Source organism: Streptomyces azureus, assembly GCF_001270025.1.
In the GTDB taxonomy this organism is placed as follows: Bacteria; Actinomycetota; Actinomycetes; order Streptomycetales; family Streptomycetaceae; genus Streptomyces; species Streptomyces azureus.
Window position 1 is genome coordinate 1 of sequence record NZ_DF968216.1, and the last position, 25,798, is coordinate 25,798.

19 protein-coding genes and 2 pseudogenes are annotated in these 25,798 nt (G+C 71.5%); 16 read left to right on the forward strand and 5 right to left on the reverse strand.

The window, feature by feature from the left end; all coding sequences use genetic code 11:
* On the forward strand, positions 1-509 hold a 509-nt coding region (locus AOQ53_RS05525), incomplete at its 5' end, for an RICIN domain-containing protein (RefSeq protein WP_148640292.1).
* A 353-nt stretch (positions 510-862) separates the two neighbouring features.
* Here the strand turns inward: AOQ53_RS05525 and AOQ53_RS05530 are convergent.
* Positions 863-2,164 carry a lipase family protein gene (locus AOQ53_RS05530; protein ID WP_423587492.1) on the reverse strand — a complete coding sequence of 434 codons (1,302 nt, stop codon included), beginning with the start codon at positions 2,162-2,164 and terminating at the stop codon, positions 863-865.
* Positions 2,165-2,342: 178 nt separating this feature from the next.
* Here AOQ53_RS05530 and AOQ53_RS05535 point away from each other — a divergent pair.
* A pseudogene (locus AOQ53_RS05535) lies at positions 2,343-2,917 on the forward strand (molybdopterin cofactor-binding domain-containing protein); the annotation flags it as partial.
* A gap of 206 nt (positions 2,918-3,123) precedes the next feature.
* On the opposite strand, the pseudogene AOQ53_RS05540 reads toward AOQ53_RS05535, so the two are convergent.
* Positions 3,124-4,531 (reverse strand): annotated as a pseudogene (locus tag AOQ53_RS05540) (pyridoxal phosphate-dependent decarboxylase family protein).
* Positions 4,532-4,656: 125 nt separating this feature from the next.
* Between AOQ53_RS05540 and AOQ53_RS05545 the strand changes: the two are divergent.
* Positions 4,657-5,139: a MarR family winged helix-turn-helix transcriptional regulator gene (locus AOQ53_RS05545; RefSeq protein ID WP_059415455.1), complete on the forward strand. Its 483-nt coding sequence runs from the start codon at positions 4,657-4,659 to the stop codon at positions 5,137-5,139.
* Between the two features lie 5 nt (positions 5,140-5,144).
* Here AOQ53_RS05545 and AOQ53_RS05550 read toward each other — a convergent pair whose 3' ends face one another.
* Complete coding sequence (locus AOQ53_RS05550) at positions 5,145-6,764, reverse strand: PucR family transcriptional regulator (RefSeq protein WP_078945170.1); 1,620 nt, start codon at positions 6,762-6,764, stop codon at positions 5,145-5,147.
* 279 nt (positions 6,765-7,043) lie between these two features.
* Between AOQ53_RS05550 and solA the strand changes: the two genes are divergently transcribed.
* From solA to AOQ53_RS05595, 9 genes are all read left to right on the forward strand, one after another.
* Positions 7,044-8,180: an N-methyl-L-tryptophan oxidase gene (gene solA, locus AOQ53_RS05555; RefSeq protein ID WP_059415457.1), complete on the forward strand. Its 1,137-nt coding sequence runs from the start codon at positions 7,044-7,046 to the stop codon at positions 8,178-8,180.
* A 114-nt stretch (positions 8,181-8,294) separates the two neighbouring features.
* A complete protein-coding gene (locus tag AOQ53_RS05560) occupies positions 8,295-8,975 on the forward strand; it encodes a haloacid dehalogenase type II (protein WP_059415460.1) in 681 nt (226 codons plus the stop codon).
* Positions 8,976-9,147: 172 nt separating this feature from the next.
* Positions 9,148-10,155 (forward strand): ABC transporter substrate-binding protein, encoded by a 1,008-nt coding sequence (locus AOQ53_RS05565; protein WP_330219288.1) that lies wholly within the window; start codon positions 9,148-9,150, stop codon positions 10,153-10,155.
* Positions 10,148-11,284 carry an ABC transporter ATP-binding protein gene (locus AOQ53_RS05570; protein ID WP_059415464.1) on the forward strand — a complete coding sequence of 379 codons (1,137 nt, stop codon included), beginning with the start codon at positions 10,148-10,150 and terminating at the stop codon, positions 11,282-11,284. The genes AOQ53_RS05565 and AOQ53_RS05570 overlap by 8 nt, the downstream gene beginning before the upstream one ends.
* Before the next feature lie 3 nt (positions 11,285-11,287).
* Entirely contained in the window at positions 11,288-12,190 is a 903-nt protein-coding gene (locus AOQ53_RS05575) for an ABC transporter permease (RefSeq protein WP_059415465.1), read from the forward strand.
* Positions 12,187-13,029: an ABC transporter permease gene (locus AOQ53_RS05580; RefSeq protein WP_059415467.1), complete on the forward strand. Its 843-nt coding sequence runs from the start codon at positions 12,187-12,189 to the stop codon at positions 13,027-13,029. The genes AOQ53_RS05575 and AOQ53_RS05580 overlap by 4 nt, the downstream gene beginning before the upstream one ends.
* A 111-nt stretch (positions 13,030-13,140) precedes the next feature.
* Positions 13,141-14,421: an NAD(P)/FAD-dependent oxidoreductase gene (locus tag AOQ53_RS05585; protein WP_059415470.1), complete on the forward strand. Its 1,281-nt coding sequence runs from the start codon at positions 13,141-13,143 to the stop codon at positions 14,419-14,421.
* Positions 14,422-14,463: 42 nt separating this feature from the next.
* Entirely contained in the window at positions 14,464-15,915 is a 1,452-nt protein-coding gene (locus AOQ53_RS05590) for an NAD-dependent succinate-semialdehyde dehydrogenase (RefSeq protein ID WP_059415472.1), read from the forward strand.
* A gap of 1 nt (position 15,916) precedes the next feature.
* Entirely contained in the window at positions 15,917-16,900 is a 984-nt protein-coding gene (locus tag AOQ53_RS05595) for a D-2-hydroxyacid dehydrogenase (RefSeq protein ID WP_059415473.1), read from the forward strand.
* A 52-nt stretch (positions 16,901-16,952) separates the two neighbouring features.
* Here AOQ53_RS05595 and AOQ53_RS05600 read toward each other — a convergent pair whose 3' ends face one another.
* Both AOQ53_RS05600 and AOQ53_RS05605 read right to left on the reverse strand, forming a co-directional pair.
* On the reverse strand, positions 16,953-18,707 hold the full coding sequence (locus AOQ53_RS05600) for an ABC transporter permease subunit (RefSeq protein WP_059415475.1): 1,755 nt from the start codon (positions 18,705-18,707) through the stop codon (positions 16,953-16,955).
* Between the two features lie 3 nt (positions 18,708-18,710).
* Positions 18,711-20,234 (reverse strand): ABC transporter substrate-binding protein, encoded by a 1,524-nt coding sequence (locus AOQ53_RS05605; RefSeq protein WP_059415477.1) that lies wholly within the window; start codon positions 20,232-20,234, stop codon positions 18,711-18,713.
* Between the two features lie 224 nt (positions 20,235-20,458).
* Between AOQ53_RS05605 and AOQ53_RS05610 the strand changes: the two genes are divergently transcribed.
* The 4 genes from AOQ53_RS05610 (at position 20,459) to AOQ53_RS05625 (ending at position 25,793) form a co-directional block, all read left to right on the forward strand.
* Entirely contained in the window at positions 20,459-21,391 is a 933-nt protein-coding gene (locus tag AOQ53_RS05610) for an oxygenase MpaB family protein (RefSeq protein ID WP_059415479.1), read from the forward strand.
* Positions 21,373-23,601, forward strand: coding sequence for a serine/threonine-protein kinase (locus tag AOQ53_RS05615; RefSeq protein WP_059415481.1), 2,229 nt, complete (start codon positions 21,373-21,375; stop codon positions 23,599-23,601). Before AOQ53_RS05610 ends, AOQ53_RS05615 begins: the two co-directional genes overlap by 19 nt.
* 326 nt (positions 23,602-23,927) lie before the next feature.
* Positions 23,928-25,505, forward strand: a complete 1,578-nt coding sequence (locus tag AOQ53_RS05620) for a phytoene desaturase family protein (RefSeq protein ID WP_099054532.1) — start codon at positions 23,928-23,930, stop codon at positions 25,503-25,505.
* A 96-nt stretch (positions 25,506-25,601) separates the two neighbouring features.
* Positions 25,602-25,793, forward strand: coding sequence for a DUF2795 domain-containing protein (locus AOQ53_RS05625; protein WP_059415484.1), 192 nt, complete (start codon positions 25,602-25,604; stop codon positions 25,791-25,793).
* Positions 25,794-25,798 lie beyond the last annotated feature (5 nt).

The following is a 25,798-nucleotide window of genomic DNA, read 5'->3' on the forward strand; positions in this document are numbered from 1 at the left end:
ACGGCGACACCGCCGCACGGGACCGCCTCCCGGCCGACGCGGCCGGCTCCAACACCAGGTGGGAAGCCCAGCTGGGTGACTCACCCGGCGGCCCGGCCGCCTACACCCTGGTGGCCCAGCACAGCGGCAAGGCCGCCGACCTCTACGAGGCCTCCACCGCCGCCGGCGCCCGGCTCGTCCAGTGGACCACCAACAGTCGCCCCAACCAGCAGTTCGAATTTGTGGACGCCGGCGACGGCCACGTCCGCGTCAAGGCCCGGCACAGTGGCCTGTTCCTCCAGCCCACGGGCACGGCGAGCGGCGCGGACGTCGTCCAACAGGCCGGCACCGGCGCCACCGGCCAGCAGTGGCGCGTGGTCGACCACGGCGGTGACGTGATCAGCCTCGTCAACCGCGAGTCCGGCCTGGCCATGGATGTCTGGGAGTACTCGACCGCCGACGGCGCCCGCATCGCCCAGTGGACCTACACCGGCAACCCCAACCAGCGCTTCACCCGCCGCCGCGTCTGACCCGAGACCTGTCGGAGCACCGCTCGGGCGCCAGGACGAGCGGTGCCCCGACCTGGCGCCGACGACCCTTCGCGACCACATTGGATGGGCCTCTTCCACGATGCGACCTCACCGCGACGTCCGCGCAGACGCCGCCGCATTCATCCCCGTCGGCGCAATGATCGCGGACCCGATCGCGCACCCGGGCCGGGCAAGGGCGTCGGCCCGGCGGGCGGTGCCGCCGTCAGCCGCTTCGTCTGGGGCCCTGGCTGTTGGACGTCCGTCCGAGCCTCCTCGTCGAAGAGATGATGCCTTGATATCCGCTGCGGCTCGGCCGGCAACCGCCGCGGTGGGCGGGCCGCCGGATGGCTCAATCAGGGCTGGAAGGGCATCGTCCAGCAGTTGGACGCGGCCCGTTCGCCCTTCAGACGGTCGGTGAGCCAGGAGATCGCCGCTCCCTGGTCGGTGATGAGAGGGGCGAGATGGTTGGTGAGAATCCTGTCGCCGAGGTTGGGCAGGTCGACGGCCTCGTAGGTGACATTGCCGCCCTTGCGGCACCAGTCCACGGCCAACTGACGGGCCTGGCGGTGCGGAACAATGTCGTCGTGGATGCCGGTGGCCACGCGGACCGGGCCGACCGGCTTCAGCGTCCCGATGTGCTGATCGTCGAGGACGGCCTGGGCGCGGGGCTCGGCGGCGATGATGTCGGCGATGGATGTGCCGCTGGTCGTCCACGCCGTGCTCCGGGTGAAGCCGTAGCGGAGGATGGCGTCGCCGACGCACATGGTCGACGTGTCGGCGAGAGCCTTGCGTCCGGCGTCGTTGAGCTTCGCATCGAGGAGCGCGCGCAGGTCGGGGTAGGACTGGACGAAGCCGTTGATCGACCAGCCCAGGGCGCTGACCAGGGCGCTCCCGTCGATCCCCTTCATGGTGGCGGTCAGGTCGGCGGGCGGCGCGCCCGCGTAGGTTCCGGCCAGTTGGACGTCGGGCGCGTAGGTGGGCTGAAGTTCGGCCGCTGACGCGGTGGCGCCGCCGCCCTCGCTGTAGCCGTACAGGCCGACGCGGGAGCCTGCGGTGAGGGACGTGCCGGGGAGGGCGCGCGCCGCACGGACGGCGTCCAGCACCGCGTGCCCCTCGTCCAGGCGGTTGACGTAGGTGTGCAGACGGTCGGTGGCGCCCAGGCCGACGTAGTCGGTGACGACGACGGCCGCTCCGGTGGCGAGGAGACGGTAGATCGCCAGGTTGTCGTAGGCGACGGACAGGGTTTCCCCGCTGATGGTGAGCGGGTGTTGCAGGGCGAACGAGGGCGCGCACTGGTCGCCCTGGCCCATGGTCCCGGAGGCCACCGCCACCAGGGGGCGGGGCCCGTCGCCCGTCCACTGCGCCGACGGCTCGATGTAGGCGCCGGTCACCGCGACGGCCCGGCCGCTGGAGTCGGTGGACTTGTACATCAGGCGGGTGGCCTTGCCCGGCAGCGAGCGGCCGTCCAGGCCGGGCAGCGAGATTCCCAGGGGGAGGGGCTCGTGCCGCATCAAGGCGCCGTTGGCAGTGGGCAGTTGGGCGGGCGGGGTGTAGAAGGCCGGGATGGTGACTCCCCGGGACACGACAGGTTCGGTGCCGGTCCCGGTGGCGTCGGCCGGGGCCGCGCCGACGCAGACGCAGGCCACAGTGGCGATCGCGGCGGCGGTCAGGCGGCTGACTGTGGAACGCGGACGGATTCTGTAACGGCTCACAGGTCACTCCTCGCACTGCTTCGTTGCAGGGTGCGGGAAAACTAGCACTGTTAGTTAAATCCGGTAGCGTCCGATGAAGTTACGTTACGGTAACTTCTGCCGGAGCAGGCCACTCCTCGTGTTCGGGCAGATGCTCTACGCCGTGCCCACGTCAGTCGGAACGTCCGGATCGTGCCGCTCGACGTCAGTACCCCGATGTGGATGCGCGGCCCCGGCTACGGCAGCGCCGCCTTCGTCATCGAGACCGCGATGGACGAACTCGCCTACAGGCTCGGCATCGATCCGATCGAGCTGCGGCTGCGCAACGAACCCGGCGTGGACCCGTCGACGCAGCAGCCCTTCTCCACCCGGCGGCTGCGCGAGTGCTTCCGCGTCGCTGCCCGCGAGTTCGGTCGGCACCGACGGGACCCCAGGCCGCGCTCCCGGCGGGACGGCGACTGGCTCATCGGCACCGGCGTGGCCACGGGCTGCTACGACGTCTTCCGGGGACAGGCCCACGCCCGGCTCGATGCCGACGGCGCCGCAGTCGTCCAGTCCGCGACCCACGACGTGGGTACAGGCACCTACACGTCCATGACCCAGATCGCCGCCGACGCCCTGGGCCTGCCCGTACGCAGCGTCGAGTTCCGGCTCGGCGACTCCACCGTGCCGCAGGCCCCGCCCCAGGCTCGAGTCCGGACCTCACTGGTCACCGGGCGGCCCATGTGAGGACATCTCTGTCCTCCTGTTGTCGGACGTGCTTCGCGGATGATGCAACGCCTCGAACTGGGCCTGGAGGCTCCGAGTGAGGCACTCGCCCAGGAGTCTGGGAGGAACGTCCTCACACGGATGGACGAGCGGGCGTCCCGGGGCCGGCGCAACCGAACCCAGGTCTCCCCGTCGGTCGTCGACGGGATCCCAGGTCACACGTCCCGCCCACTCGCGACCGGCGATCCTGGTCGCGCGGGCCGGGGTCGCGTGAGCTGCTCGACCCGGTCGTGGAGGCGCTCCACATGCAGCTCGGACTCCGGCTTCATCAGGACGCTGCGGAGAATGCGCGCGCCCTCGGCGTCCGCGGTGACCTTCGGGTGGCGGGCGGTGAAGGCCTCGCGGTCGGCCTTGAGGGTGCTGAGGAACACCGGCTCGGGGCCGGACATGCCGTCGGCGAGGACGCGGGCCGACGCCGCGTCCACGGCGGTGAGGGTGGCCGGGTCCACTGCGGGGAAGTAGGTGACGATGTCCAGCTCGGGCTGCTGGTACAGCTCAAGGGCGTCGGATGCGCGGATCAGCTCGGCCCAGCGCAGGGCGGCCCGGCGGCCTGCCCCCGAGGACGCGGCCGAGGCCGTCGGGGGTGGGCGGGAGGAGCTGGAAGGTGAGCCACAGCGCGGCGGCCGAGGCGCCGGCGCGGGAGCATTCCAGGCTGATCTCGCCGAGATGGAGGTCGGTGGAGGTGAAGTAGGTGTAGGGCGAGTCGTGGAGGTAGAAGCGGCCCACCTCGGGGTCGCGGAAGAGGACGGCGCCGCAGCCGTAGGGCTGGAGTCCGTGCTTGTGCGGGTCGACGACGATCGAGTCGCACCGGGCGATCGCCCGCCAGGGCTCCGGGGTGATTCCCTCGGGGCCGGCGGTTCCCGCGAGCAGCGTGAAGAAGCCGCCGTAGGCGGCGTCGACGTGGAGCCGGACGCCGTAGCGGTCCCTGAGGGCGAGGGCGGTGTGGATCGGGTCGACGGTTCCGAGGCCGGTGGTGCCGGCGGTGAGGACGACCGTGCCGACTTCTCCCGTGCGCAGTGTCTCTTCGAGGGCGTCGAGACTGATGCGGCCGCGGTCGTCGGTGGGGATCGGGTAGCCCTTCATGCCCAGGACGTGGCACATGCGGCCGTGGGTGTAGTGGGCGTCGGCACTGTAGGCGACGCCCCGGCCGGGGTGGAGTTCGCGGGCGACGAACAGGGCTTCGAGGTTGGCGATCGTGCCGCTGGTGGTGAGGTGGCCGAGGTGGGTGTCGTAGCCGAACATCGCGGCGAGCTGCGCGACGGCCTCGCGTTCCATGCGGGCGGTGGCGGGGCCGCCGTCCAGGGCGTGGTTGTTCGGGTTGATCAGCATGGTGGTGAGGTAGCCGACCACGGCCGCAGGGTGTGAGGGCTTGAGCATCTGTCCCGCGTAGTGCGGGTGGAAGAAGGGGTAGTTGTCCGTCAGCCGCCCCGTGAACTCCTCGAAGGCGGCGGCGAAGCGGTCGTCCTCGACGAGTAGGGACGGGTGCCGCTCGTAGGGCCCGAAGGTGTCGGCCCACTGCTGTATCGCGTCGTTGGCCTGGCCGAGCCAGTGCTGAAGGTCCACTGATCTCCCTTTCTGTCGCCTTGCCGAGGCGGTGGAGGGCCACCATAAGATGTTGTTGACTGCTCAGCAATTGATTGCTCAGTAGTTGAGGTAGCAGTTGGTGAGAAGGCAGTAAAGTAGGCCGGGTGAACACCGTGAACCGGGACAGCTACGAAGCCGCCCGCGCCGCAGGCAGCCGGCTCGTGCACGACTTCGGGCTGCTGATCAAGGCCGCGACCCGCCTGGAGCAGCGGATCGACACGGCGCTGCGCAAGGAGTGCGAGATCAGCCACACGATGTTCGAGGTCCTCATCCGCCTCTGCCGACGGCCGGACGAGCAGGTGTCTCAGCGCCGGCTGGCCGACGACCTCACGCTCACCAGCAGCGGCGTCACCCGCCTGGTCGACCGCATGGAGGGAGCCGGGCTGGTGCGACGCGTGCCGGCCCCGGGGGACCGCAGAAGCGTCCTCGTCGAGTCGACCGATCACGGCCGTACGGTGTTCCTCCGGGCCGCCGCCGTCCACGCGCAGGTCGTCGAGCGCTACTTCGTCGCGCCGCTGGACCCCGACGACTACGGACGGCTGACCGGCTCACTCGGCGAGATCGACAAGGCCCTGCGCGACACCTGACCTCGTCACGTGCGGGGCGCCGCCGCTCCCCGCGCGTCCAGCACCAGCACCGCGACGTGCAGGGACGTGCACTGCAGGCCCGACTCCAGATCGCAGCCGAGGAGCCGTTCGATGGTGTGGAGACGCTGGTAGTACGCCTGCCGGGACATGCCGGCCTGTTTCGCCGCCACCGACTTGTTCCCGGCCGCCGTCAGATAGGCGCGCAGTGCCGGGAGCAGGTCGCCGCCGTTGCGGTCGTCGTGCTCGATGAGTCGGGTGAGCTGCCGTTCCGCGTACCGCTGGAGGCGGATGTCCTCCCGCAGGACGCCCAGGAGTTCCGGCAGCTGGACGTCGGCGGGGACGTAGAACCAGCGGTCGGGCGAGGCGGGCGTGATGGCCTCGGCCGTCTGCTCGGCCTCCTGCCACGACCGGGCGATCCCGGAGAGGTCGGTCACGCCGGGGCCGACGGCGACGACGGCCTCCGGGCCGAGCTCCTCGCTGCAGAGACGGCCGATCCGCTCGGCGACCGGCTGCCAGGCGCTGGCCTGCGCCAGCGCGAGGAGTACGCCGATCCGGCCAGGGGCCGTCTCGCCGACCAGGGCGCGGATGCCGGTCTGCGCCATCGCCTTCGCGATCCGTTCGTCGAGGTGCTCACCGGTGCCGGTGTACGTGTGGCGGATGACGACGGCGAAGAGGCGGTGCCCGAGGGTCGGCAGCCCCAGTGCCTCGGCGCGGGCGCGGGCGTCCGCGGGGGAGCGGAAGCGCCGCTCGTACAGGTCCCGCAGCACGGAGCGGTGGGCCCGGCGCTCCCACCAGGCCGCCCCGGCCAGCCGCGCCATGCTCAGGGCGACCGCCGCGCGCTCCAGGACCAGGACGTGTTCCGGGTCGGGCTCCGGGTTCAGCCGGCCCTCCAGCAGGACCAGCCGCCCCCACGGCCCCTGGTGGTCCTGCACGGGCGCGATCAGCCACCCCTCCGGGCCGCTCGGCGTGATCTTCTCCGGGGTCGGGGCGGCCCGGGAACGCCGGGACCAGGCCGACACCACCGGCTCGTACGGCCGGCCGAGCAGTTCGCACATCAGGACCCGGTGGGTGAGATCCTCCAGCACCACGGGGGCCCCGGTGAGCTCCGCGGTGGTGTGCACCAGTTCCTCGGGGTCCGCGCGCCGCAGAGTCAGGGCGGTGAAGATGTCCTGGATGTCCCTGCCGCGGCGCAGCAGCGCCCCCTGGGCGTCGAGGATGAGCGCGTGCACCGTCTGAGTGACGTCGATGAACCGGACGCCGCGGGCCAGCTCGACCAGCGGCACCTCACGGGCACGGCAGGCCGCCACCAGCTCGTCGGGCACCTTCCGGTACCGGTAGCCGAGCTCCACGATCAGGCCGGCCGCGCCGACGTCGGCGAGCTGGTCGACGTATCCGCGCAGCTCGGAGGGGTCCTCGGGATAGGGCATGCCGGTCGTCAGGACCAGCTCGCCGCCCTCCAGGAAATCGGCGGGGTTGAGCAGTTCGGTGACGTGCACCCAGCGCACCGCACGGTTCAGTTGTGACCCACCGGCCAGCACGCGCGGCATCCCCTCGGCCAGCACGGGGAGGCGTAGAACCTCCGTGATCGTCGGGAAGTGCCCGGTTGCGGGACGTCTGGGCGGCATAGAGAGTGCTTTCGTCCGAAGGGTCGGGGGTCACCTTTGCACCGGCACATCACCGTGGCAAGAGGGGGAAAGGTACTTTCCGTGGTCGGCCCGCTCGCCGTGACAGATCGTCTCGATAAGGCGCCATGGCGGAACAGAGTGTGGGTTGACCTGCATGTTCGCCGGGGTCGAGAGTGAACGCCATCCCCAGAGGGACCGAATCGGAAGGGTCCGCACGGTGTCCGCACCGTGTGGGGACACCACTGACACCCAGCCCGCACCCGGCGAAAGGAAGACCTCATGCGCATCCCGAAGCGGGTCGCCGTGATCGGTGCCGGCAGCATGGGCAGCCAGGCCATGTGGCGACTGGCCGCCCGCGGAGCCGAGGTCATCGGCTACGACCGGTACGCGCCGGGTCACGACCGCGGCGCGGCCGGGGGCGAGACCCGCATCTTCCGCGCCGTGCACCTCGGTGACCCCGGGTACATTCCGCTGCTGCGGCTCGCCGACCGGATGTGGGACCGGCTCCAGCGCGAATCCGGCTTCTCGCTGCGACGCCGCAGTGGATGCCTGGTGATGGGTGAGACCGCCTCGCCGTCGATGCGCCTCCTCCTCTCCGCCAGCTCCACCCACCGGCTGGACCACGAGGTACTGGACCGGGAAGAACTCGCCCGCCGCTACCCCCAGCACCGCCTCCCGGACGGGCACACCGCCGTCCTCGACCGCGAGGGCGCCATCATCAGGCCCGAGGCGTCGATCCAGGCCGCCGCCGCCCGCGCCGAGCAACTCGGCGCCCGGCTGCACCGCTACACCCCGGTGCGGGAGATCGCCCCCGCGGCGGGCGGCGGGGTGCACATCGTCACCGACCAGGGCACGGACCACGTCGACACCGCCGTGGTGACCGTGGGCCCCTGGATCAACACCCTGCTCCCGGCCCTGCCGCGGTCCGTGGACATCCGCCGGCTGATCAGCTCCTGGCATCTCCCCACCCGCCACGACTGGTTCGCGGGCGGCGCCCCCGCCTTCGTACGCAGCACACCCCATGACTGCTACGGACTCCCGTCACCCGACGGCATCTCCGTCAAGCTGGGCCTCTCCTTCGCCCGCTATCTGCCGGTACCCGACCCCGAACGGCTCGACCGCACGGTCCGCCCGGATGAACTCGCCACCTTCCGCGAGCTCATCGGCGAGCTGATGCCCGACCTGAACCCCGACCCCATCAGGCTGTCGGTCTACATGGAGGGCTACACCGACTCCGGAAACCCGCTCGTCGGCCGCCTCCCCGGCGAGGACGACATCATCGTCATGGCCGGATTCTCCGGCAGCGGCTTCAAACTCTCGCCCGCCATGGGCGAGATCGCCGCCGACCTGGCACTCGACGGCACCACGGAACACCCCATCGACTTCCTCGCTCCGGCAGGAGTCGGCGCCGCCTGATACCCGGCGACGCCGACGGCAGCGCCCCCGCCCCGACATCTCTGTCATGGGCATGCCCGAAGAGGCATGCACCGGCCGTAACCAGTTCCCCTGAGCCAAGACAGGAGCATCCTCATGCCCATTCCCTCGCTTCAGTTCCGCCCGAAGTACGTCTCGTTCGACTGCTACGGCACGTTGATCGAGTGGCCGATGACCCCCATCACGCGTGAACTCGTCGGCGACCAGATCCCCGCCGAGCAGTGGGACCAGTTCGTGCGGGAGTTCCGCGGCTACCGCTACGACCAGGTCCGCGGCGAGTTCTACCCCTACGAGCAGGTGCTGCAGGACTCCTTCGAGCGGGTCTGCCGCAAGTGGGGTGTGAAGGCGGCGCCGGACGCGGGCAAGCGGTTCGCCGACGGCGTCCGCAGCTGGGGCCCGCACGCGGACGTGCCGGAGCCGCTGAAGAAGATGGGCGAGCACTACAAGCTGGTGATCCTGTCCAACGCCGAGGACGCCTTCCTGGAGGAGAGCGTGCCCCGGCTCGGGGCGGACTTCCACGCGGTCTTCACCGCGGAGCAGGCCGGCTACTACAAGCCCCGGTACGCCGCGTTCGAGTACATGCTCGACCAGCTCGACGCCTCCCCCGAGGACTTCGTACACGTCGCCTCGCACACCCGCTACGACCTGATGCCGATGCACGACATGGGCTTCCGCAACCTGATCCTCCTGGACCGCGGATACGACCCGGTGACCCACGGCTACGACTACGTGACGGTGAAGTCCCTGGACGAGCTCAACCGCATGCTCGGCATCTGAACCCTCCACCCCTCCGTACGGGACCCGCACGCCCCCGCATCACGGATTCCCCGTACCCCCAGCGATCTCCAGGAGCTTTGCCATGGAAGGCAACCGGATAGGACGCAGAACCGTACTCCGCACCGCAGGCGCTCTGGCCGCTGCCTCGGCAGTGACCGGATGCGGCAGCCTCATGGGCAACGGCGAAAGCCGCAGCTCGTCGGGCGGCGGCGGCAAGAAGCGGCTCGTCGTCAGCAACAGCGGTGGCGCCTACAACGACGCCCTCACCAAGGCGATCTACGAGCCGTTCGCCAAGGAGACCGGCATCACGGTCACCACCGTCAACTACCAGTCCGCGCAGATCATCGCCCAGGTCAGGCAGGGCCGGCCGCAGGTCGACCTGATGGACAACACCCTGCTGATCTTCCAGAAGATGGCCCGCCTGGACTGTCTGGAGGCGGTGGACCACGACCGGCTGAAGAGCGTCAAGGGCGCCGGGATCGCGGAGCACAACCTGCCGGAGCACGCGGTCGGCAAGAACGTCTGGGCGAGCCTGATGGCCTACCGCACGGACAGTCTGAAGCGCGCACCGAAGGGCTGGGCCGACTTCTGGAACACCCACTCCTTCGCCGGTCAGCGCTCCCTGCAGAGCGCTGAAGCGGACTACCCGGAACTGGAGTTCGCGCTGCTGGCCGACGGGGTGCCGCTGGACAAGCTGTACCCGCTCGACCTGGACCGGGCGTTCGCCTCGATGTCGCGGATCCGCGGCGAGGTGAAGAAGTTCTGGAACACCGGCGCCCTTCCGGCGGTGCTGCTGGGCCGCAAGGAGGTCGTCATGACCAGCCTGTGGAGCGGCCGCGCGGACGAGCTGATCAAGCAGGGCCAGCCGGTCGCCTACCAGTGGAACGGCGCACGTCGGCTCACCAACGGCTGGGGGATCCCGAAGGGCGCGGACAACACGGAGGCGGCCTACAAGCTGATCGACTTCTCCCTGCGTCCCGAGGTGCAGGCGGCGTTCGCCAAGGTCTTTCCGCAGGGCCCGGTCGTCCCCGCCGCCACCAAGCTGCTCTCGGACGATGTCCTGGCCACGCTGCCGACCTCGCCGCAGAACCTGAAGACCGGGTTCGACACCGATGTGGCCTGGTGGGACGAGAACCTGGAGGCGGTCACCAAGCGCTGGCGGGAGTGGGCCGATGCCTGAGCAGACCGGACTTCTCGCCTCGGCCCTGGCCCCGGAGTCCAACTCGCTGACCGGTAAGTCGTTGTCCGTGACTGGCCTGCGCAAGTCCTACAGCGGGACGACGGTCGTCGACGGTGTGGACATGGAGATCGCGGCCGGTGAGTTCGTCACCTTCCTCGGCTCCTCCGGTTCCGGGAAGACCACCACGCTGATGATGCTCGCCGGGTTCACCGAGCCCGACTCCGGCGGCATCACCGTAGACGGCCGGGACATCACCGGGCTCAACCCCGGCAAGCGCGACTTCGGTTTCGTCTTCCAGCAGTACCTGCTCTTCCCGCACATGACGGTCGCGGAAAACGTCGCCTTCCCGCTGCAACTGCGGGGAGTGCCGAAGGCGGAGATCCGCCGCCGCGTGGGCGAGACCCTGGAGGCGGCGGGCCTGTCGAAGTTCGCCGGCCGCAAGCCCCGCGAACTCTCCGGCGGCCAGCAGCAACGCGTCGCCCTGTGCCGGGTACTGGTCTACCGCCCGCCGATCGTGCTGATGGACGAACCGCTGGGCGCGCTGGACAAGAAGCTGCGCGACCAGATGCAGACCGAGATCAAGTCCATTCAGCGTGAACTGGGCCTGACCGTCGTGTACGTGACGCACGACCAGGAGGAAGCCCTGGTTCTGTCCGACCGCATCGCCATCATGAAGGACGGCCGGATCGAGCAGTTCGACACGCCTCGCGGCCTGTTCGAACGCCCCCGCACCCCCTTCGTCGCCGACTTCCTCGGCGCCGCCAACTTCCTCACCGGCAAGGTCGAGGAGCCGGCCGCGGACGGGTGCACCCGGGTGCGGCTGGACACCGGCGGCGTGCTCACGGCCCGAGAGCACCCCTGTGTTCCCGGGCAGCGGGTCCGGGCCGCGGTCCGGCCGGGCAAGCTCCGCCTGGTCGGCGCCGAGGACAGCTGCTGTACCGGCACGGTTGAAACAGCGGTCTACGTCGGTTCACTGACCCGTCTCACGGTCCGCCTGGACGGAGCCGACCCCGGCACACCGCCGCTGCGCATCGAGACCGCCCTCACCCCGCCGCGCCCCGGGGAGCGGGTCTGTGTGACCGCCGATCGTGCCGACGTCAGTGTCTTCGACGCCACGGACGGGGGGTGAGCCGTGGCCGGCACCGCTCTCGCACCCGGCAAGGTGCGTGTGAAAACATCCGCGAAGCGCGGGCACCGCTCACGCATCGCACTGGTCAACGCCGTCCCTGTCACGGTGTTCCTGCTGGTGCTCTTCGTCTACCCGATCATCGGCGTCCTCTCCCTCAGCCTGGAAGGCGACAGCGGCGGGTTCACCCTCCACTGGTACACCGACGCCCTCAGCGGCGTGAACCTGTCCGTGCTGATCTCCACGCTGAGGATCTCCGCGGAAACCGCGGTACTGAGCCTGCTGGTGGGCTTCATGCTGGCGCACGCCATCGCCCGGATGCGGCCGGTGTTCGCCGCACTGGCGATGCTGATCGTGGTCGTGCCGCACTTCATCAGTGCGCTGGTGCGCACCTACGGCTGGATCATCATGCTCGGTGAACACGGCCTCATCAACACGCTGCTGACGTCCGTGGACGCCCCCGGCGCACCGTACTCGCTGCTCTACAACGAGACCGGTGTGGTCATCGGCACCACCTCGGTCATGCTCCCCTACACGGTGTTGATCCTTCAGGGTGTGATGCGCGGCGTCGATCGCAGACTGCTCGCCGCGGCCGCCGGGTTCGGCGCGGGACGCCTGACCATCTTCCGCAGGGTCTACCTGCCCCTGGTCGCGCCCGGAGTCGGCACGGCCGGCCTGCTCAGCTTCATCCTCTGCCTGGGCTACTACATCACCCCGGCCCTGATGGGCGGCGACAAGCAGACCGTGGTGGCGGCTCTGATCGACCAGCAGGTGATGAAGCAGGACCAGTGGAACTCCGCCGCCGCCTTCGGCGTGATCCTGCTGCTGCTCACCTTCGCCGGTCTGGGCGTGCTCGGCCTGGCCAAGCTCCGCCGCAAGAAGGCGCACGCACGAAGGAGCAGCTCATGATGGAACTGCCCGCCACCCGAGCCGGACACGTCGCCCGCGCCGTCAGCGCCACCGCGATCCTGCTCTTCCTGGCGATGCCGATAGTCATCATCCTGGTCACCTCCTTCGGCGCCGACGGCGTCGGCACCTTCCCGCCGAAGGAGTACAGCACCCGCTGGTACGAGCAGATGGCCGCGCCCGGCGGCAACTGGGCCACCTCCATCGCCCTGTCCAGCCTGGTCGCCGCGCTGACCACGGTGTTCTCCCTCGTGCTGGGAGTCACCGCAGCCACCGCGCTGGCCCGCGGCCGGCTCCCGCTCCACGCGGCGGTCTACGGACTCGTCCTCGCGCCACTGCTCATCCCGCAAGTGGTCATCGCGCTCGGGCTGTTCCTGTTCTTCGAACCGGCCGGCATGCTCGGCAGCCCCCTGGCCATCGCCCTCGGGCACACCGTGCTGGCCGCACCCATCGCCATCCTCATCATGATCTCGACCCTGCGCGGCATCGACGAACGTCTGGAGGACGCGGCGGCCAGCATGGGCGCCAGCCGGATGACCATCGCCCGGCGCATCACCTTCCCCCTGGCCACACCCGGCCTGATCGCCGCCGCCGTGTTCTCGTTCATCACCAGTTTCGACGAGTTCTTCATCGCCCAGTTCATGTCGACACCCGACACCCGGACGCTGCCGGTCCTCGTCTTCAACGCGCTGCAGTTCGACGTCGACCCGACCGTCACCGCCGTCAGCGCAGTCCTCATCGCCCTTGCCATCCTCGCCCTCGCCCTGGTCGCCCTCGTCCGCAAACTCGGCGGTCATCGGCACGATCAGCAGGGCGTGCTGCCCGTCGAACCCCTCACCTGAGCCTCGCGCCGGCACGGGCCGCGTTACCGCTGACAGCGCCCTCGGCCGGGCCCCCGAGCGGTGCCCGGCCGGGATCCCCCCCGGCTGAAAACTTCCCCGCAGGAGACCGAAATGAAGACGATCCCGTACTGGATAGAAACCGCCGGGGCCTTCCCCGACCGGTCCGGCAAGCCACTGACCGAGGACACCGACCTGGTGGTCATCGGAGCCGGCCTGACGGGTCTGTCCACAGCCCTCCACTCCGCCCGCAAGGGCGCCCGTGTCACCCTCGTCGAGAAGGGCCAGATCGGTTCCGGGGCCTCAGCGCGCAACGGCGGCATGGCGAACCTGGGCTTCACGATCGGCGTGAGCCAGGCCATCCGCCGATACGGACTCGAACGGGCCCGCGAGATCTACAACTCCTACGGCGAGGCCGTGGACACCGTCGAGCGGCTCGTGAACGACGAGTCCATCGACTGCCAGTTCAGCCGCGTCGGACGCCTGGGCGTCGCGTCCCGCCCCGCGCACTTCGAGAGCAAGAAGGCCCAACAACGCGACCTGGCCAAGTACTTCGGCCACGAGACCACTCTGATCGGTAAGTCCGAGCTGCGTTCCGAGATCGGATCCGACGCCTACCACGGCGGCCTGCTCGACCCGTTCAGCGCCGCACTGCACGTCGGCCGCTTCGTGCGTGGCATGGCCGAGGCGTGCGAGCGCTCCGGTGTCGAGATCCACGAGCGCAACGCGGCCATCGGCGTGCGGCGCACCGCAACCGGCCGTTACGAGGTCAGCACCGAACGCGGTGTGATCCGCGCCGGGCAGGTCATGATGGCCACCGACGCCTACACCGACAAGAACTTCCCGTGGCTGCGCCGCCAGCAGGTCTGCCTGGGCAGCTTCATCATCGTGACCGAGCCGCTCGGCGAGGAGCTCGCCCGGGACATCATCCCGAAGGCCCGCCTCATCGTCGACTCCAACCAGGTCTGCCACTATTTCCGGCTCACCCCGGACAACCGGCTGCTGTTCGGCGGCCGCGCCCGCTTCGCACCGTCCGACCCCACCTCGGACAAGAAGAGCGGGCAGGTCCTGTTCCGTGAGATGTGCGCGATCTTCCCCCAGCTCGCCCGGACGAAGGTCGAGTACGTGTGGGGCGGCTCCGTCGGCTTCGCGATGGACCGTATCGTGCACGCGGGGCAGACCGAGGACGGCGTGTACTACTCCATGGGATACGCGGGCCACGGCGTGCAGATGGCCACGCACATGGGGCAGGTCATGGCCGAGGTGATGGACGGCCACCCCGAGGTCAGCCCGGTTCGCGACCTGGCCCCGCCCCGCATCCCCCTCTACAACGGCACCGCCTGGTTCCTGCCCTTCGCGGGCGCCTACTACAAGACGCTGGACCGCATCCGCTGACCGTGCGGCAGCGCACCTCTACGCATACAAGGAGACCCCGAGATGACTGTCGTCCACGACGTTCCCAAGCAGCTTTTCATCGGCGGCGGTTGGCAGGACGCGGAGTCCGGCCGGACGCTGTCCGTCGACAACCCGGCCACGGGTGAGGAGCTGTGCCGGGTCGCCGACGCCTCGCCCGCGGACGGCCGGCGTGCCGCCGAGGCGGCGGTCGCCGCGCAGGCGGCCTGGGCCGCCACCGCGCCCCGGGTGCGCAGCGAGATCCTGCGCCGTGCCTACGACATCATCATCGCGCGCACCGAGGACCTCGCGCTGCTGATGACGCTGGAGATGGGCAAGCCCTTGGCCGAGGCGCGTGCCGAAGTCGCCTACGCCGCCGAGTTCTTCCGCTGGTTCTCCGAGGAAGCCGTCCGCATCGACGGTGGCATGACCACCGCCCCGGACGGCCGGAACCGCCTGCTGGTCACCCGCCAGCCCGTCGGCCCCTGCCTGCTCATCACCCCGTGGAACTTCCCGCTCGCCATGGGCACGCGCAAGATCGGCCCCGCCATCGCCGCCGGCTGCACCATGGTCCTCAAACCCGCCCCCCAGACCCCCCTGTCCTCCCTCGCCCTGGCCGGCATCCTCACCGAAGCCGGCCTGCCCGAGGGTGTGCTGAACATCGTCGTCACCTCGGACGCGGCCGGAGTCGTCGAGCCCCTGCTGCGCGGCGGGCAGATCCGCAAGCTCTCCTTCACCGGCTCCACCCAGGTCGGCCGCATCCTGCTCGCCCAGTGCGCCGACACCGTCATCCGCACCTCCATGGAGCTGGGCGGCAACGCCCCCCTCATCGTCTTCGACGACGCCGACCTCGATGTGGCCGTCGAAGGCACGATGGTCGCCAAGATGCGCAACATGGGCGAGTCCTGCTGCGCCGCCAACCGCATCTACGTCCACACCTCCGTCGCCGAGGAGTTCGCCACCCGCCTCACCGCCCGCATGGCGGCCCTGAAGGTCGGCCCCGGCACCGAACCCGGCACCGACGTCGGCCCCCTCATCGACGTCGCCGGCCGCGCCAAGGCCCACGACGTCGTCCGCGACGCGGTCAAGCGCGGCGCCACGATCCTGACCGGCGGCGAACTCCCCGAAGGGCCCGGCTGCTTCTACCCGCCCACCGTGCTCACCGACGTCTCCGCCGACGCCGCCATCAACGACACCGAGGTCTTCGGCCCCGTCGCCGCCCTCCTCTCCTTCGAGACCGAGGACGAGGCCGTCGTCGCCGCCAACGCCACCGAATTCGGCCTGGCCGCCTACCTGTTCACCCAGAACCTCGACCGCGCCCTGCGCGTCAGCGAGCGTCTGGAAAGCGGCATGATCGGCCTCAACACCGGGCTCGTCTCCAACCCCGCCGCCCCCTTCGGCGGCGTCAAGCAGTCCGGCCTGGGCCGCGAGGGCGGACGCGTCGGCATCGAGGAGTTCCTGGAGTACAAGTACATCGCAGTCCCTGTCGGAGCCTGACATGCCCGACCGACTCGTCGTCCTCTACCGGGGCAACCGGCCACCCGCCACCGCACTCATCGAACGCCTCGCGGACACCGTCTACGCCACCGAGGACGAACTGCCCTACCTCCTCCCCGGCGCCGACGCCCTCCTGGCCTGGGTCACCATCACCCCGGCCATCCGCGAAGCCTGGCCCGACAACCCCGAGAAGGCACCTCGCTGGGTGCACGCTTCCTCCGCGGGCGTGGACTCCCTGCTCTTCCCCGCCCTGGTGGACGATCCGGGCGTCGTTCTCACCAATGCCCGCGGCGTCTACGACCGGCCGACCGCCGAGTACGTCCTCGGCCTGATCCTCGCCCTCGCCAAGGACTTCCCGGGCACCTGGGAGCACCAGCGGCGTCGCGAGTGGCGTCCGCGACCCAGTGAGGGCATCACCGGACGCAGGGTGCTGGTCTGGGGCACGGGGCCCATCGGCCGGGCCATCGCCCGGCTGCTGCGTGCCGCCGGGATGCGGGTCTGCGGCGCCGGCCGCAAGGCCCGCACGGACGACCCCGACTTCGGTACGGTCCACGGCTCGACGGCCTTGTCCGCCGCCCTGACGGAGGCGGACTACGTCGTCCTGGCCGCGCCCTTGACCGAGGACACCCGGGGCATGGTCGACGCCTCCGTGCTGGCGGCCATGAAGCCGGGGGCCCGGCTGATCAACGTCGGCCGGGGCGGACTCGTCGACGAGGAGGCGCTCATCGACCACCTCGCCGCCGGCCGGCTCGCCGGCGCCGCCCTGGACGTCTTCGGCCAGGAGCCGCTGCCGGCCCGGTCGCCGCTGTGGGACATGCCCGGCGTCATGATCTCCCCGCACACGGCGGGCGAGACCACCAGCGAGCGGGAGGCACTCGTCGAGGTGTTCCTCGACAACCTCACCCGGCACATCGAAGGTCGCCCTCTGCGCAACGTCGTGGACAAGCGGCGGGGCTACGTGGTCGACGAGACGCGCCCCGTCTGAAGGGCGAGCAGCAGGCGCCCCGGCCCGTGGAGTCCACCGGCCGGGGCGCCTGCTACTCGCCCTTCCCGCGGCCCAGCGCGCTGCCCGTCACCGCCAGCACGGAGAGCACCACCAGCGCGGCGGCCGGCCCGAGCACCGTCCAGGGGGCGAGTTCGGCGTACGGCTGGTTCTCCGACAGGAGCCGGCCCCACTCGGGGGTGGGCGGCTGTTCGCCCAGGCCGAGGAAGCCGAGCGAGGCCAGCACCAGGACGGCGGTCGGCAGCCGCAGCAGGGCGTTGCGCAGAAGGGCCGGCAGCACCGTGGGGAGCAGGTGACGGCGCAGCAGGTGGAGCCGTCCCGCGCCGAGTGCGACGGACGCGGCGATGTGACCGCTCGCGCGTTCCTGTTCGAGCAGCGCGGCGGTCTGCGCGGCGTACGGGCTCCAGCCGACCACGCACACGGCGCACGCCGCGCCCCACACCGACGGCCCGGTCACGCCCGCGATCAGCAGTCCGGAGAGGACCGCGGGCAGGGTCGACACGACCTCCGTGGGACCGGCGCTCGCCCGCGGTGCCATGCCCAGCAGAAGACCGGTGACCGCGCTGACCACCGTCACAGCGAGGGCGACACCGGCCGTGCGCAGCGCCCCGTGGCCCAGCCGGGCCAGCAGATCCCGGCCCAGCGCGTCCGTGCCCAGGGGGTGTTCGGGGGACGGGGCCACCAGCCGCGCCGCCGTGTCGACCTGCAAGGGGTCGCGCAGGAGGCCCGCCGTGACGAGGGCGATCAGGACCACCGAACATGCCGCGGTGATCCAGCGCAGGGAACGCGGCGGGACGAGCGGGGGCCGGTGCAGGGTCGGCAGGGCGCCGTCGCGCAGGGGGCGGCCGAGGAGCGCGTGGCGCAGGGCCCGGATCAGGATGCCGGCGCTCACGCCGAGCAGGACCAGCGCGAGGGTCGCGGTCTGGAGCACCGGGAGGTCCTGCGCGACGGCGGCCTCCAGGGCGAGCCGGCCGAGCCCCGGGATGTTGAAGATCTTCTCCACCGCGACCGCACCGCCGACCAGGGCCACGACGGTCGGCAGCAACTGCGGCAGCATGCCGGGCAGGGTGCGGCGCAGCGCGTTGCGGGCGATGTTGCCGGGCGGGAGCCCGACGGCGTACGCCGTGCGCGCCCACGGTTCGTGGAAGGCGGCGGGCAGCGCCTGGTCGAGCAGCCCGCCGAGCATCGCACCCGACGGGATGCCGAGGGCGAGCGAGGGCAGCACCATCGACTGCGGCCCTTCCCAGCCGCTGGACGGAAACCACCCCCACCAGACCCCGCACACGGTCGCCAGCACCGAGGCGAGCAGGAACTTCGGCAGGGCGGCCAGCACGGCGGCCGTCGTGCCCGCCCGGTCCTGCCGCAGCCGTCGCCGGGAGCCGAGGAACACGGTGCGGGCACACACCAGTGCGGTGACCAGGGCGGTCACCACGAACGCGCCCAGCATCAGCGTCAGGGAGACCGACAGGGCGGTCCCCACCTGCGGCATGACCGGTTCGCCGGAGACCCACGAGACGCCCGCGTCCCCGCGCGGCAGGCCGCCCAGCCAGTGCGTCAGATGTGCGAACGGCCCCTCGTCCAGTCCCAGCTGCTCCCGTACGGCGGCCAGTTCCGCGGCTGTCGGGTTCTGGTCGGCGGAGCGGGCCCGCAGCACCGTGCGGGCCGGGTCCGCGCCGGTCAGCCACGGCAGCAGGGCCACCGCACCGAGCAGCGCGGCTCCGGCGAGCAAACGGCCGGCCGCCGCCGGCCAGAGGGACAGGCGGACGGCGGGGGCGTGGGCGACGCTCATGCGCTACCCGGCGTGCGTGTCGACGTCGACGAGAGAGCGCTCGCGCGGGTCGAGGATCACGCCCTCGACACCGGTGGCGATGCCCTGCACCGCCTGCTCGTGGACCAGCGGAACGACGGCGTCGGTGCGCAGGATCTCCGCCTCCGCACGCATGATCTTCTCCTGGCGGCGCTTCGTGTCGCGCTCCGCGGCGGCGGCCCGGATGGCCTTGTCCACCGCCCCGTCCTTCAGCCCGGGGATGTTGTAGACGCCCTCACTGGTGAAGTCGCTGGCGAGGTAGTCGACCGCGTCACCGGTGTCGAGGAGCGTCACCCGGGAGAAGACGAGGGCGTCGTACTTCCCGGCGAGGAGGTCGGCCTCCATCTGCGTGTACTCGCGCACGTCCTGCTTCACGGTGAACCCGGCCTTCTCCAGCTGCTGCTGGAGCACCGTCGCGGCCTCGGGAAGCTCGGCCCGGTTGGTGTAGGTGGCCAGCCGCAGCGTCCTGCCCTTGGTCCCGGCCTTCACCTGGGCGGCGGTGTCGGCCTTGGCGCGGCCGGTCACGTCCACCCGCTTGTCGGCGGCCCACGGCACGGCGGGCCCGAACAGGCCCTGCGCGGGGTCGGCGTACCCGCCGAAGACGGAGTCGACGAGGGCGGAACCGTCGACGGCCTCACGGGCGGCCGCGCGCAGACCGGCGTCGGTGAACAGGCCGCTGCCGGTGTTGAGGATCAGGCTGTCGGTGCGGACGGAGGGCACCTCGTGCCGCGTGTCCTTGTCGAGCAGTTTCGCCTGGGCTGTGGGGATCCACTCGGCGATGTCGGCCTCGCCGCCGCGCAGCGCGTTGGCGCGGGCCGTGCCGTCCGCGATCCAGCTCACGTCGATGCCGGGCGCCTTCGCCTTGCCGCCCCAGTAGCCGTCGAAGCGGTCGAGTTTCGCCTTGGTCTTGCCGCTGAGCCGGGTGATCTCGAACGGGCCGGTGCCGGTGCCGACCGGGCTGGCGGCGCCGTCCTTGCCGTACGCCTTCGCCGACAGGATCGCCAGTGCGGGACTGGCCAGCCGCAGTGGCAGCACGGGGTCGGGCGACTTGGTGGTGAGGGTGACGGTGTCGGCGTCCTCGGCCTTGGCGGTGAGTGCCACGTCGCTCAGCACGCGGGGCTTGGGCTTGGCCGCGCTCGCGTGGTCGAGCGCGTTGACGACGGACTGGGCGGTGAACTCGGTGCCGTCCTGGAACTCGGCCTTGCGCAGTTCGAAGGTCCAGTTGGTGTCGTCGTCCTGCTTCCAGGACTTCGCCAGCGCGGGCTTGGCCGTGCCGTTCCGGTCGAGGGCGGTGAGGCCCTCGGCGACGGACAGCTTGCTCAGCACGGTGGCGTCGTTGCTGTAGGGGGAGAGCGCCTGCACCGGGGGCACGGCCAGCGCGACCCGCAGCCGCCCGCCCGATCCCGCTCCGGCCCCCGTGCCGTCGCCGCTGTCACTCGGCGCGAAGCAGCCGGCCAGCAGAGGGGGGAGAACGAGCGCCGCTATGAGACCGCGGGAGGTGGTGCGCATGTCAGTCCTGTCGTGCGGAGGTGGGGCATGCCGCAGCGGCTCCGTGTGGAGCTTGATCGGCGGCGTCAGCATATAAGGAGAGCCTTACCAAAGCTTGAGCCGGGTGGGTTAAATCTCAACAATCGGACGGCAGGGGGTGAACGGCAGGGCGGGGCGACGAACCCGGCGGCATCGACCGATTGTTCGAACTGTGTCATCGTGGGCGCCGGGCGGAGGTGAGTCACATGACCGGCGCGGACCCCGGGCTGTTCGGACCCGGTTCGGTGACCTGGCAGATGCACGGCGACCCCATGATGTGGATCGCCGGCATCCGGGCGCTCTACCTCCAGGCCCTGCACCCCCGCGCGGTACGCGGCGTCATGCAGAACTCCGACTTCCGGCGTGACGCCTGGGGACGCCTGATGCGCACCGCGAACTTCGTCGGCACGGCGACGTACGGCACCACCGAGGCCGCCGAGCGGGCGGGCGCCCGTGTCCGGAAGATCCACCGCATGCTGACGGCGACCGACCCGGACACCGGCGAGCGCTACGGTGTCGACGAACCCGGTCTGCTCCTGTGGGTGCACTGCGCCGAGATCGATTCCTACCTGGACGTCCTGCGCAGGTCCGGGTTCCGGCTCACCGACGCCGAGGCCGACCGCTACGTCGCCGAACACCGCCAGAGCGCACGCCTGGTGGGCCTCGACCCCGGCACCGTACCCGCCGACAGGGCCCGACTCGCGGCGTACTTCGAGAAGGTGCGCCCCGAACTGGCCGCCGGACCCGAGGCGCGCGAGGTGGACGACTTCCTGCTCCGCCCGCCGACGCATCCCCTTCTCGTACCGTTGCGCGAGGTGCTGTGGCGGCGCGTGGCACAACTGGCGTACGCCTCCCTGCCTCCGTACGCCCACGAGTTGTACGGCAGACCGGCCCCCGCACCCGCCACCGTCACCCGGCAACTGCGTCTCACCGGCCTCCTGCTGCGCCGCGTTCCCGCACGTGTGCGGTGGCAACTCCCGCCCAAACACATCCTGCGGGCCATGGCGAGGCTCGGCCCGGACGCGCGTCCGGCACCGTACAAACTCGGACGACAGCCCGCCATACTGGGTGGGCCAGGGGAGGGGCGGGCGAACAGCTACCGGGGGGAGCGTCGCGCGAGATGGGGGAGACCAGGCTGATCCACGGCCGGTACCGGCTGCTCGACCGGATCGGGCGCGGCGGCATGGGTGAGGTGTGGCGGGCACGGGACGAGTCCCTGGGCCGGCACGTCGCCGTCAAGTGCCTCAAACCGCTGGGCCCGAACCACGACCACGCGTTCACCCGCGTGCTGCGGGAACGGTTCCGCCGTGAGGCCCGGGTGGCCGCCGCGCTCCAGCACCGCGGCATCACCGTCGTGCACGACTTCGGCGAGTCCGACGGCGTCCTCTACCTCGTCATGGAACTGCTGGACGGCCGCAACCTCAGCCAGCTCCTGGAGGACAACAAGCAGCACCCGCTGCCGGTCGCGGACGTAGTGGAGATCGCCGAGCAGGTCGCCGCCGCCCTCGCCTACTGCCACGAACAGGGCATCGTCCACCGCGATCTGAAGCCCGCCAACATCGTGCGGATCGGCGACGGCACGGTGAAGATCTGCGACTTCGGCATCGCCCGTCTCGGCCACGACATCGGCTTCACCTCCCGGCTGACCGGCACCGGCATCGCCATGGGCACCCCGCACTACATGTCGCCGGAGCAGATCGGCGGTGACGAGGTCGACCAGCGCAGCGACCTGTACTCGTTCGGGTGCGTGCTGTACGAGCTCGCCACCGGCGTACCGCCGTTCGACCTCGACGACGCATGGGCGATCCTCGTCGGCCACCGCGACACCCCGCCCCGTCCGCCGCGCGAGCACCGCCCCGAACTGCCCGGGTACCTGGAGCGGGTCATCCTGGACCTGCTCGCCAAGGAACCCGGGCAACGGCCCGACGACGCCCGCGAGCTGGCCCGCCGGATCAGCGCGCACCGGGCCGCGCCCGCGTACGTGCCGACCGTCGTGGCGGCCCGGCCCGCTCCCGACGCGGTGGCGCACGCCGGCCGGCTGCCGGCCTGGACGCACGGCATGACCACCGGCCACAAGGCGGCAGGCGCCGGACTGCGCACCACGCCGCCGGACCCGGCGTCCGGCCTGTCCGGCGAGTGGATCGCGCGGCCCGCCACCGGCCCCGTCGAGGAACCCGCCCCCCAGCAGCGGCCCGTCCCGTCCCCGGAGGTCCTGACCGCCCTGGCCGGCCGGCACAACGCGGGGCTGAGCCTCGGCCGGCTCGGCCGCTGGGCGGAAGCGGGGGAGGTGCACCGGGCGGTCGCCGCCGAACGCGAGCACCTGCTCGGCCCCGACCACCCGGACACCCTCGCCAGTCGCTACGAGGTCGCCTTCACCCTCAGCCGCACCGGCCGCGCCGCGGACGCCCTGCGCGAGTACAAGCACGTCACCCAGGCCAGGATCCGCACGCTCGGCGCCGACCACCCGGACACGCTCGCGGCCCGCCAGGAGATGGCCTACGTGCTCGGCCAGCTCGGCCGCCCCTTCGACGCCCACCGGGTGTACACGTCGGTGCTCACCGCCCGGGAGCGCACGATGGGTCCCGACCATCCGGACACCCTGCGCTGCCGGCACAACCTCGCCTTCAACCTCAGCCGCCTGGGCCGCCTGGAGGACTCCTACCGCATGGCCCGCGAGGTGGCCGCCGCCCGCGCCCGGGTGCTCGGCCCCGACCATCCCGACACCCTGGTGACCCGTTACGAGGTCGCCTACGCACTCGGCCAGCTGGGCCGCTGGGCCGAGGCTCTGGAGACGTACCGCGAGGTCGCCGAGGCCCGCGGCCGTGCCCTCGGACCCGACCACCCCGACACGCTGGCCGCCCGGCACGAGATCGGCATCAGCCTGGGCCGCCTGGGCCGCAGCGCGGAGGCCCTGGACCTCTACAGCGCCCTGGCCGCGGACCGCACCCGGGTCCAGGGCCCCAAGCACCCCGAGACCCTGCGCGCCCGCCACGGCCGCTGCGTCAACCTCGGCCGGCTCGGCCGCTGGGAGGAGGCCCTCGCCGAGTCCCGCGAGGTGAGCGCCGTGCGCGAGCGGGTCCTCGGCCCCGACCACCCGGACACCCTGGTCAGCCGCCGCGAGGTCGCCGTGGGCCTCGGCTGGCTGGGCCGCTGGTCCGACGCCCTCACCGAGTACCGCCGGGTGGCCGCCGCCCGCGAACGCGTCCTGGGCCCGGACCATCCCGACACCCTCGCCAGCCGCAACGACGAAGCGCACTGCCTCCAGCAGCTGGGCCGGAGCGACGAGGCGGTGGCGCTGTACCGGAGGGTGGCGGCCCTGCGCGGGCAGCGGGCGTCGGCTGGAGGATGACGCGACTCGCTGTGCCCGGTGGGTGGCCGTGCGCGGGCAGCGGGCGTCGGCGGGGTGGCGACGGGCGGGTGTGCCAGGTGGCGGTCGTACGCGGGCAGCGCGCGCTGGCCGGGCGGTGACGCGCGCTGGTGTGCCGGGGGCGGCGTCGCGTGGGGACGGGCGTCCGCCGCGGGGGCGCGCGGTGCGCCGGTGGCGACCGTGCGCAGCCGGCAGCCGGCAGCCGGCCAAAGCAGGCAGCCCTGCGTCCGCCGGGCCGTGCCGCACTGTCGAGATGCCCGGTCGCCGTTCGTCTGGCCGATCCGGATCACCCCGTGTTACGAAGAACCATGACCGCACCCCTGGGACCCCGCGCACACCGGACGTACGACGCCGTCATCGTCGGCGGCGGCCACAACGGCCTGGTCGCCGCCGCCTACCTGGCCCGGGCCGGCCGTTCCGTGCTGGTGCTGGAACGGCTGGACCACACCGGCGGCGCGGCGGTGTCCACCCGGCCCTTCGCCGGGGTCGACGCCCGGCTGTCGCGCTACTCGTACCTGGTCAGTCTGCTGCCGAAGAAGATCGTGCGGGACCTGAACCTGGACTTCCGGGTACGCACCCGGACCATCTCCTCCTACACGCCCGCCGAACGCGACGGCCGCCCCACCGGGCTTCTCGTCGGCGGCGGTGAACGGCGGACCAGGGAGGCGTTCGCCCGGCTCACCGGCTCCGACCGCGAGTACCGGGCCTGGCAGGAGTTCTACGGCATGACCGGCCGCGTCGCCCAGCGGGTCTTCCCGACCCTCACCGAGCCGCTGCCCACCCGCGAGGAACTGCGCCGCCGCCTCGACGACGAGGAGGCCTGGCGGATGCTGTTCGAGGAGCCGATCGGAGTCGCCGTCGAGGAGCACTTCAGGGACGACCTGGTGCGCGGCGTGGTCCTCACCGACGCGCTCATCGGCACCTTCGCCGACGCCCACGACTCGTCGCTGAAGCAGAACCGCTGCTTCCTCTACCACGTGATCGGCGGCGGCACCGGCGACTGGGACGTGCCGGTCGGCGGCATGGGCGCCCTCACCGACGCACTGGCCGACGCGGCACGAGCCGCGGGCGCGGTCCTCGCCACCGGCCACGAGGCGCTGGCCATCGCCACGGACGGCCGCACGGCCGAGGTCACCTACCGCACCGCCGACGGCGAGGGCACCGTCGCCGCCCGGCACGTCCTGGTGAACGCCTCCCCGCAAGCCCTGGCCGAACTGACCGGCGACACACCCCCGGCTCCCGCCGAGGGCGCCCAGCTCAAGGTGAACATGCTGCTCACGCGGCTGCCCCGGCTGCGCGACAGCGCCGTCGACCCGCGCGAGGCGTTCGCCGGCACCTTCCACATCGCCGAGGGCTACGAGCAGCTGGCCACCGCCCACGCCCAGGCCGCCGCCGGTGACCTGCCCGCGGCTCCGCCCTCCGAGATCTACTGCCACTCGCTCACCGACCCGAGCATCCTCGGCCCGGACCTGGCCGACCAGGGCCACCAGACGCTCACCCTCTTCGGCCTGCACACCCCGGCCCGCCTGTTCGAGCGGGACAACGACGCCGTACGCGAGGAGCTGCTGAAGTCGACACTCGCCCAGCTCGACGCCCACCTGGCCGAACCGCTCGCCGACTGTCTGGCCACCGACGCGGACGGACGGCCCTGCATCGAGGCCCGGACCCCGCTCGACCTGGAGCGGGACCTCGGGCTGCCCGGCGGCAACATCTTCCACCGCGAGCTGAGCTGGCCCCACGCCCAGGACGGCACCGGCCGCTGGGGCGTGGAGACCCGGCACGCGAACGTGCTGCTGTGCGGGGCCGGCGCGGTCCGCGGGGGCGGGGTGAGCGGGGTGCCGGGGCACAACGCGGCCATGGCGGTGCTGGACATCGGGAACGACTGAATCACTGCCGTCCTGCGGGGCACTCCGACAGCACGAAGGCATCCGTACCAGCCGGCCGCCCCGCGCGGACGGTCGCACCACCCACGGGAGGCTCTCATGGCCGACCTCAGCCCGACCGATCTGCAGAAGGCCCTGAAGGGCATGGACTACCCGACGGACAAGAAGCACCTGGTGGAACGTGCCCGCAGCAACCACGCCGACGACAAGGTCGTCAGCCGCCTCGACAGCCTGAAGCAGGACCGCTTCGAGGGCCCGAACGAGGTGCAGAAGGCCGTCTTCAACCAGTGACCGGA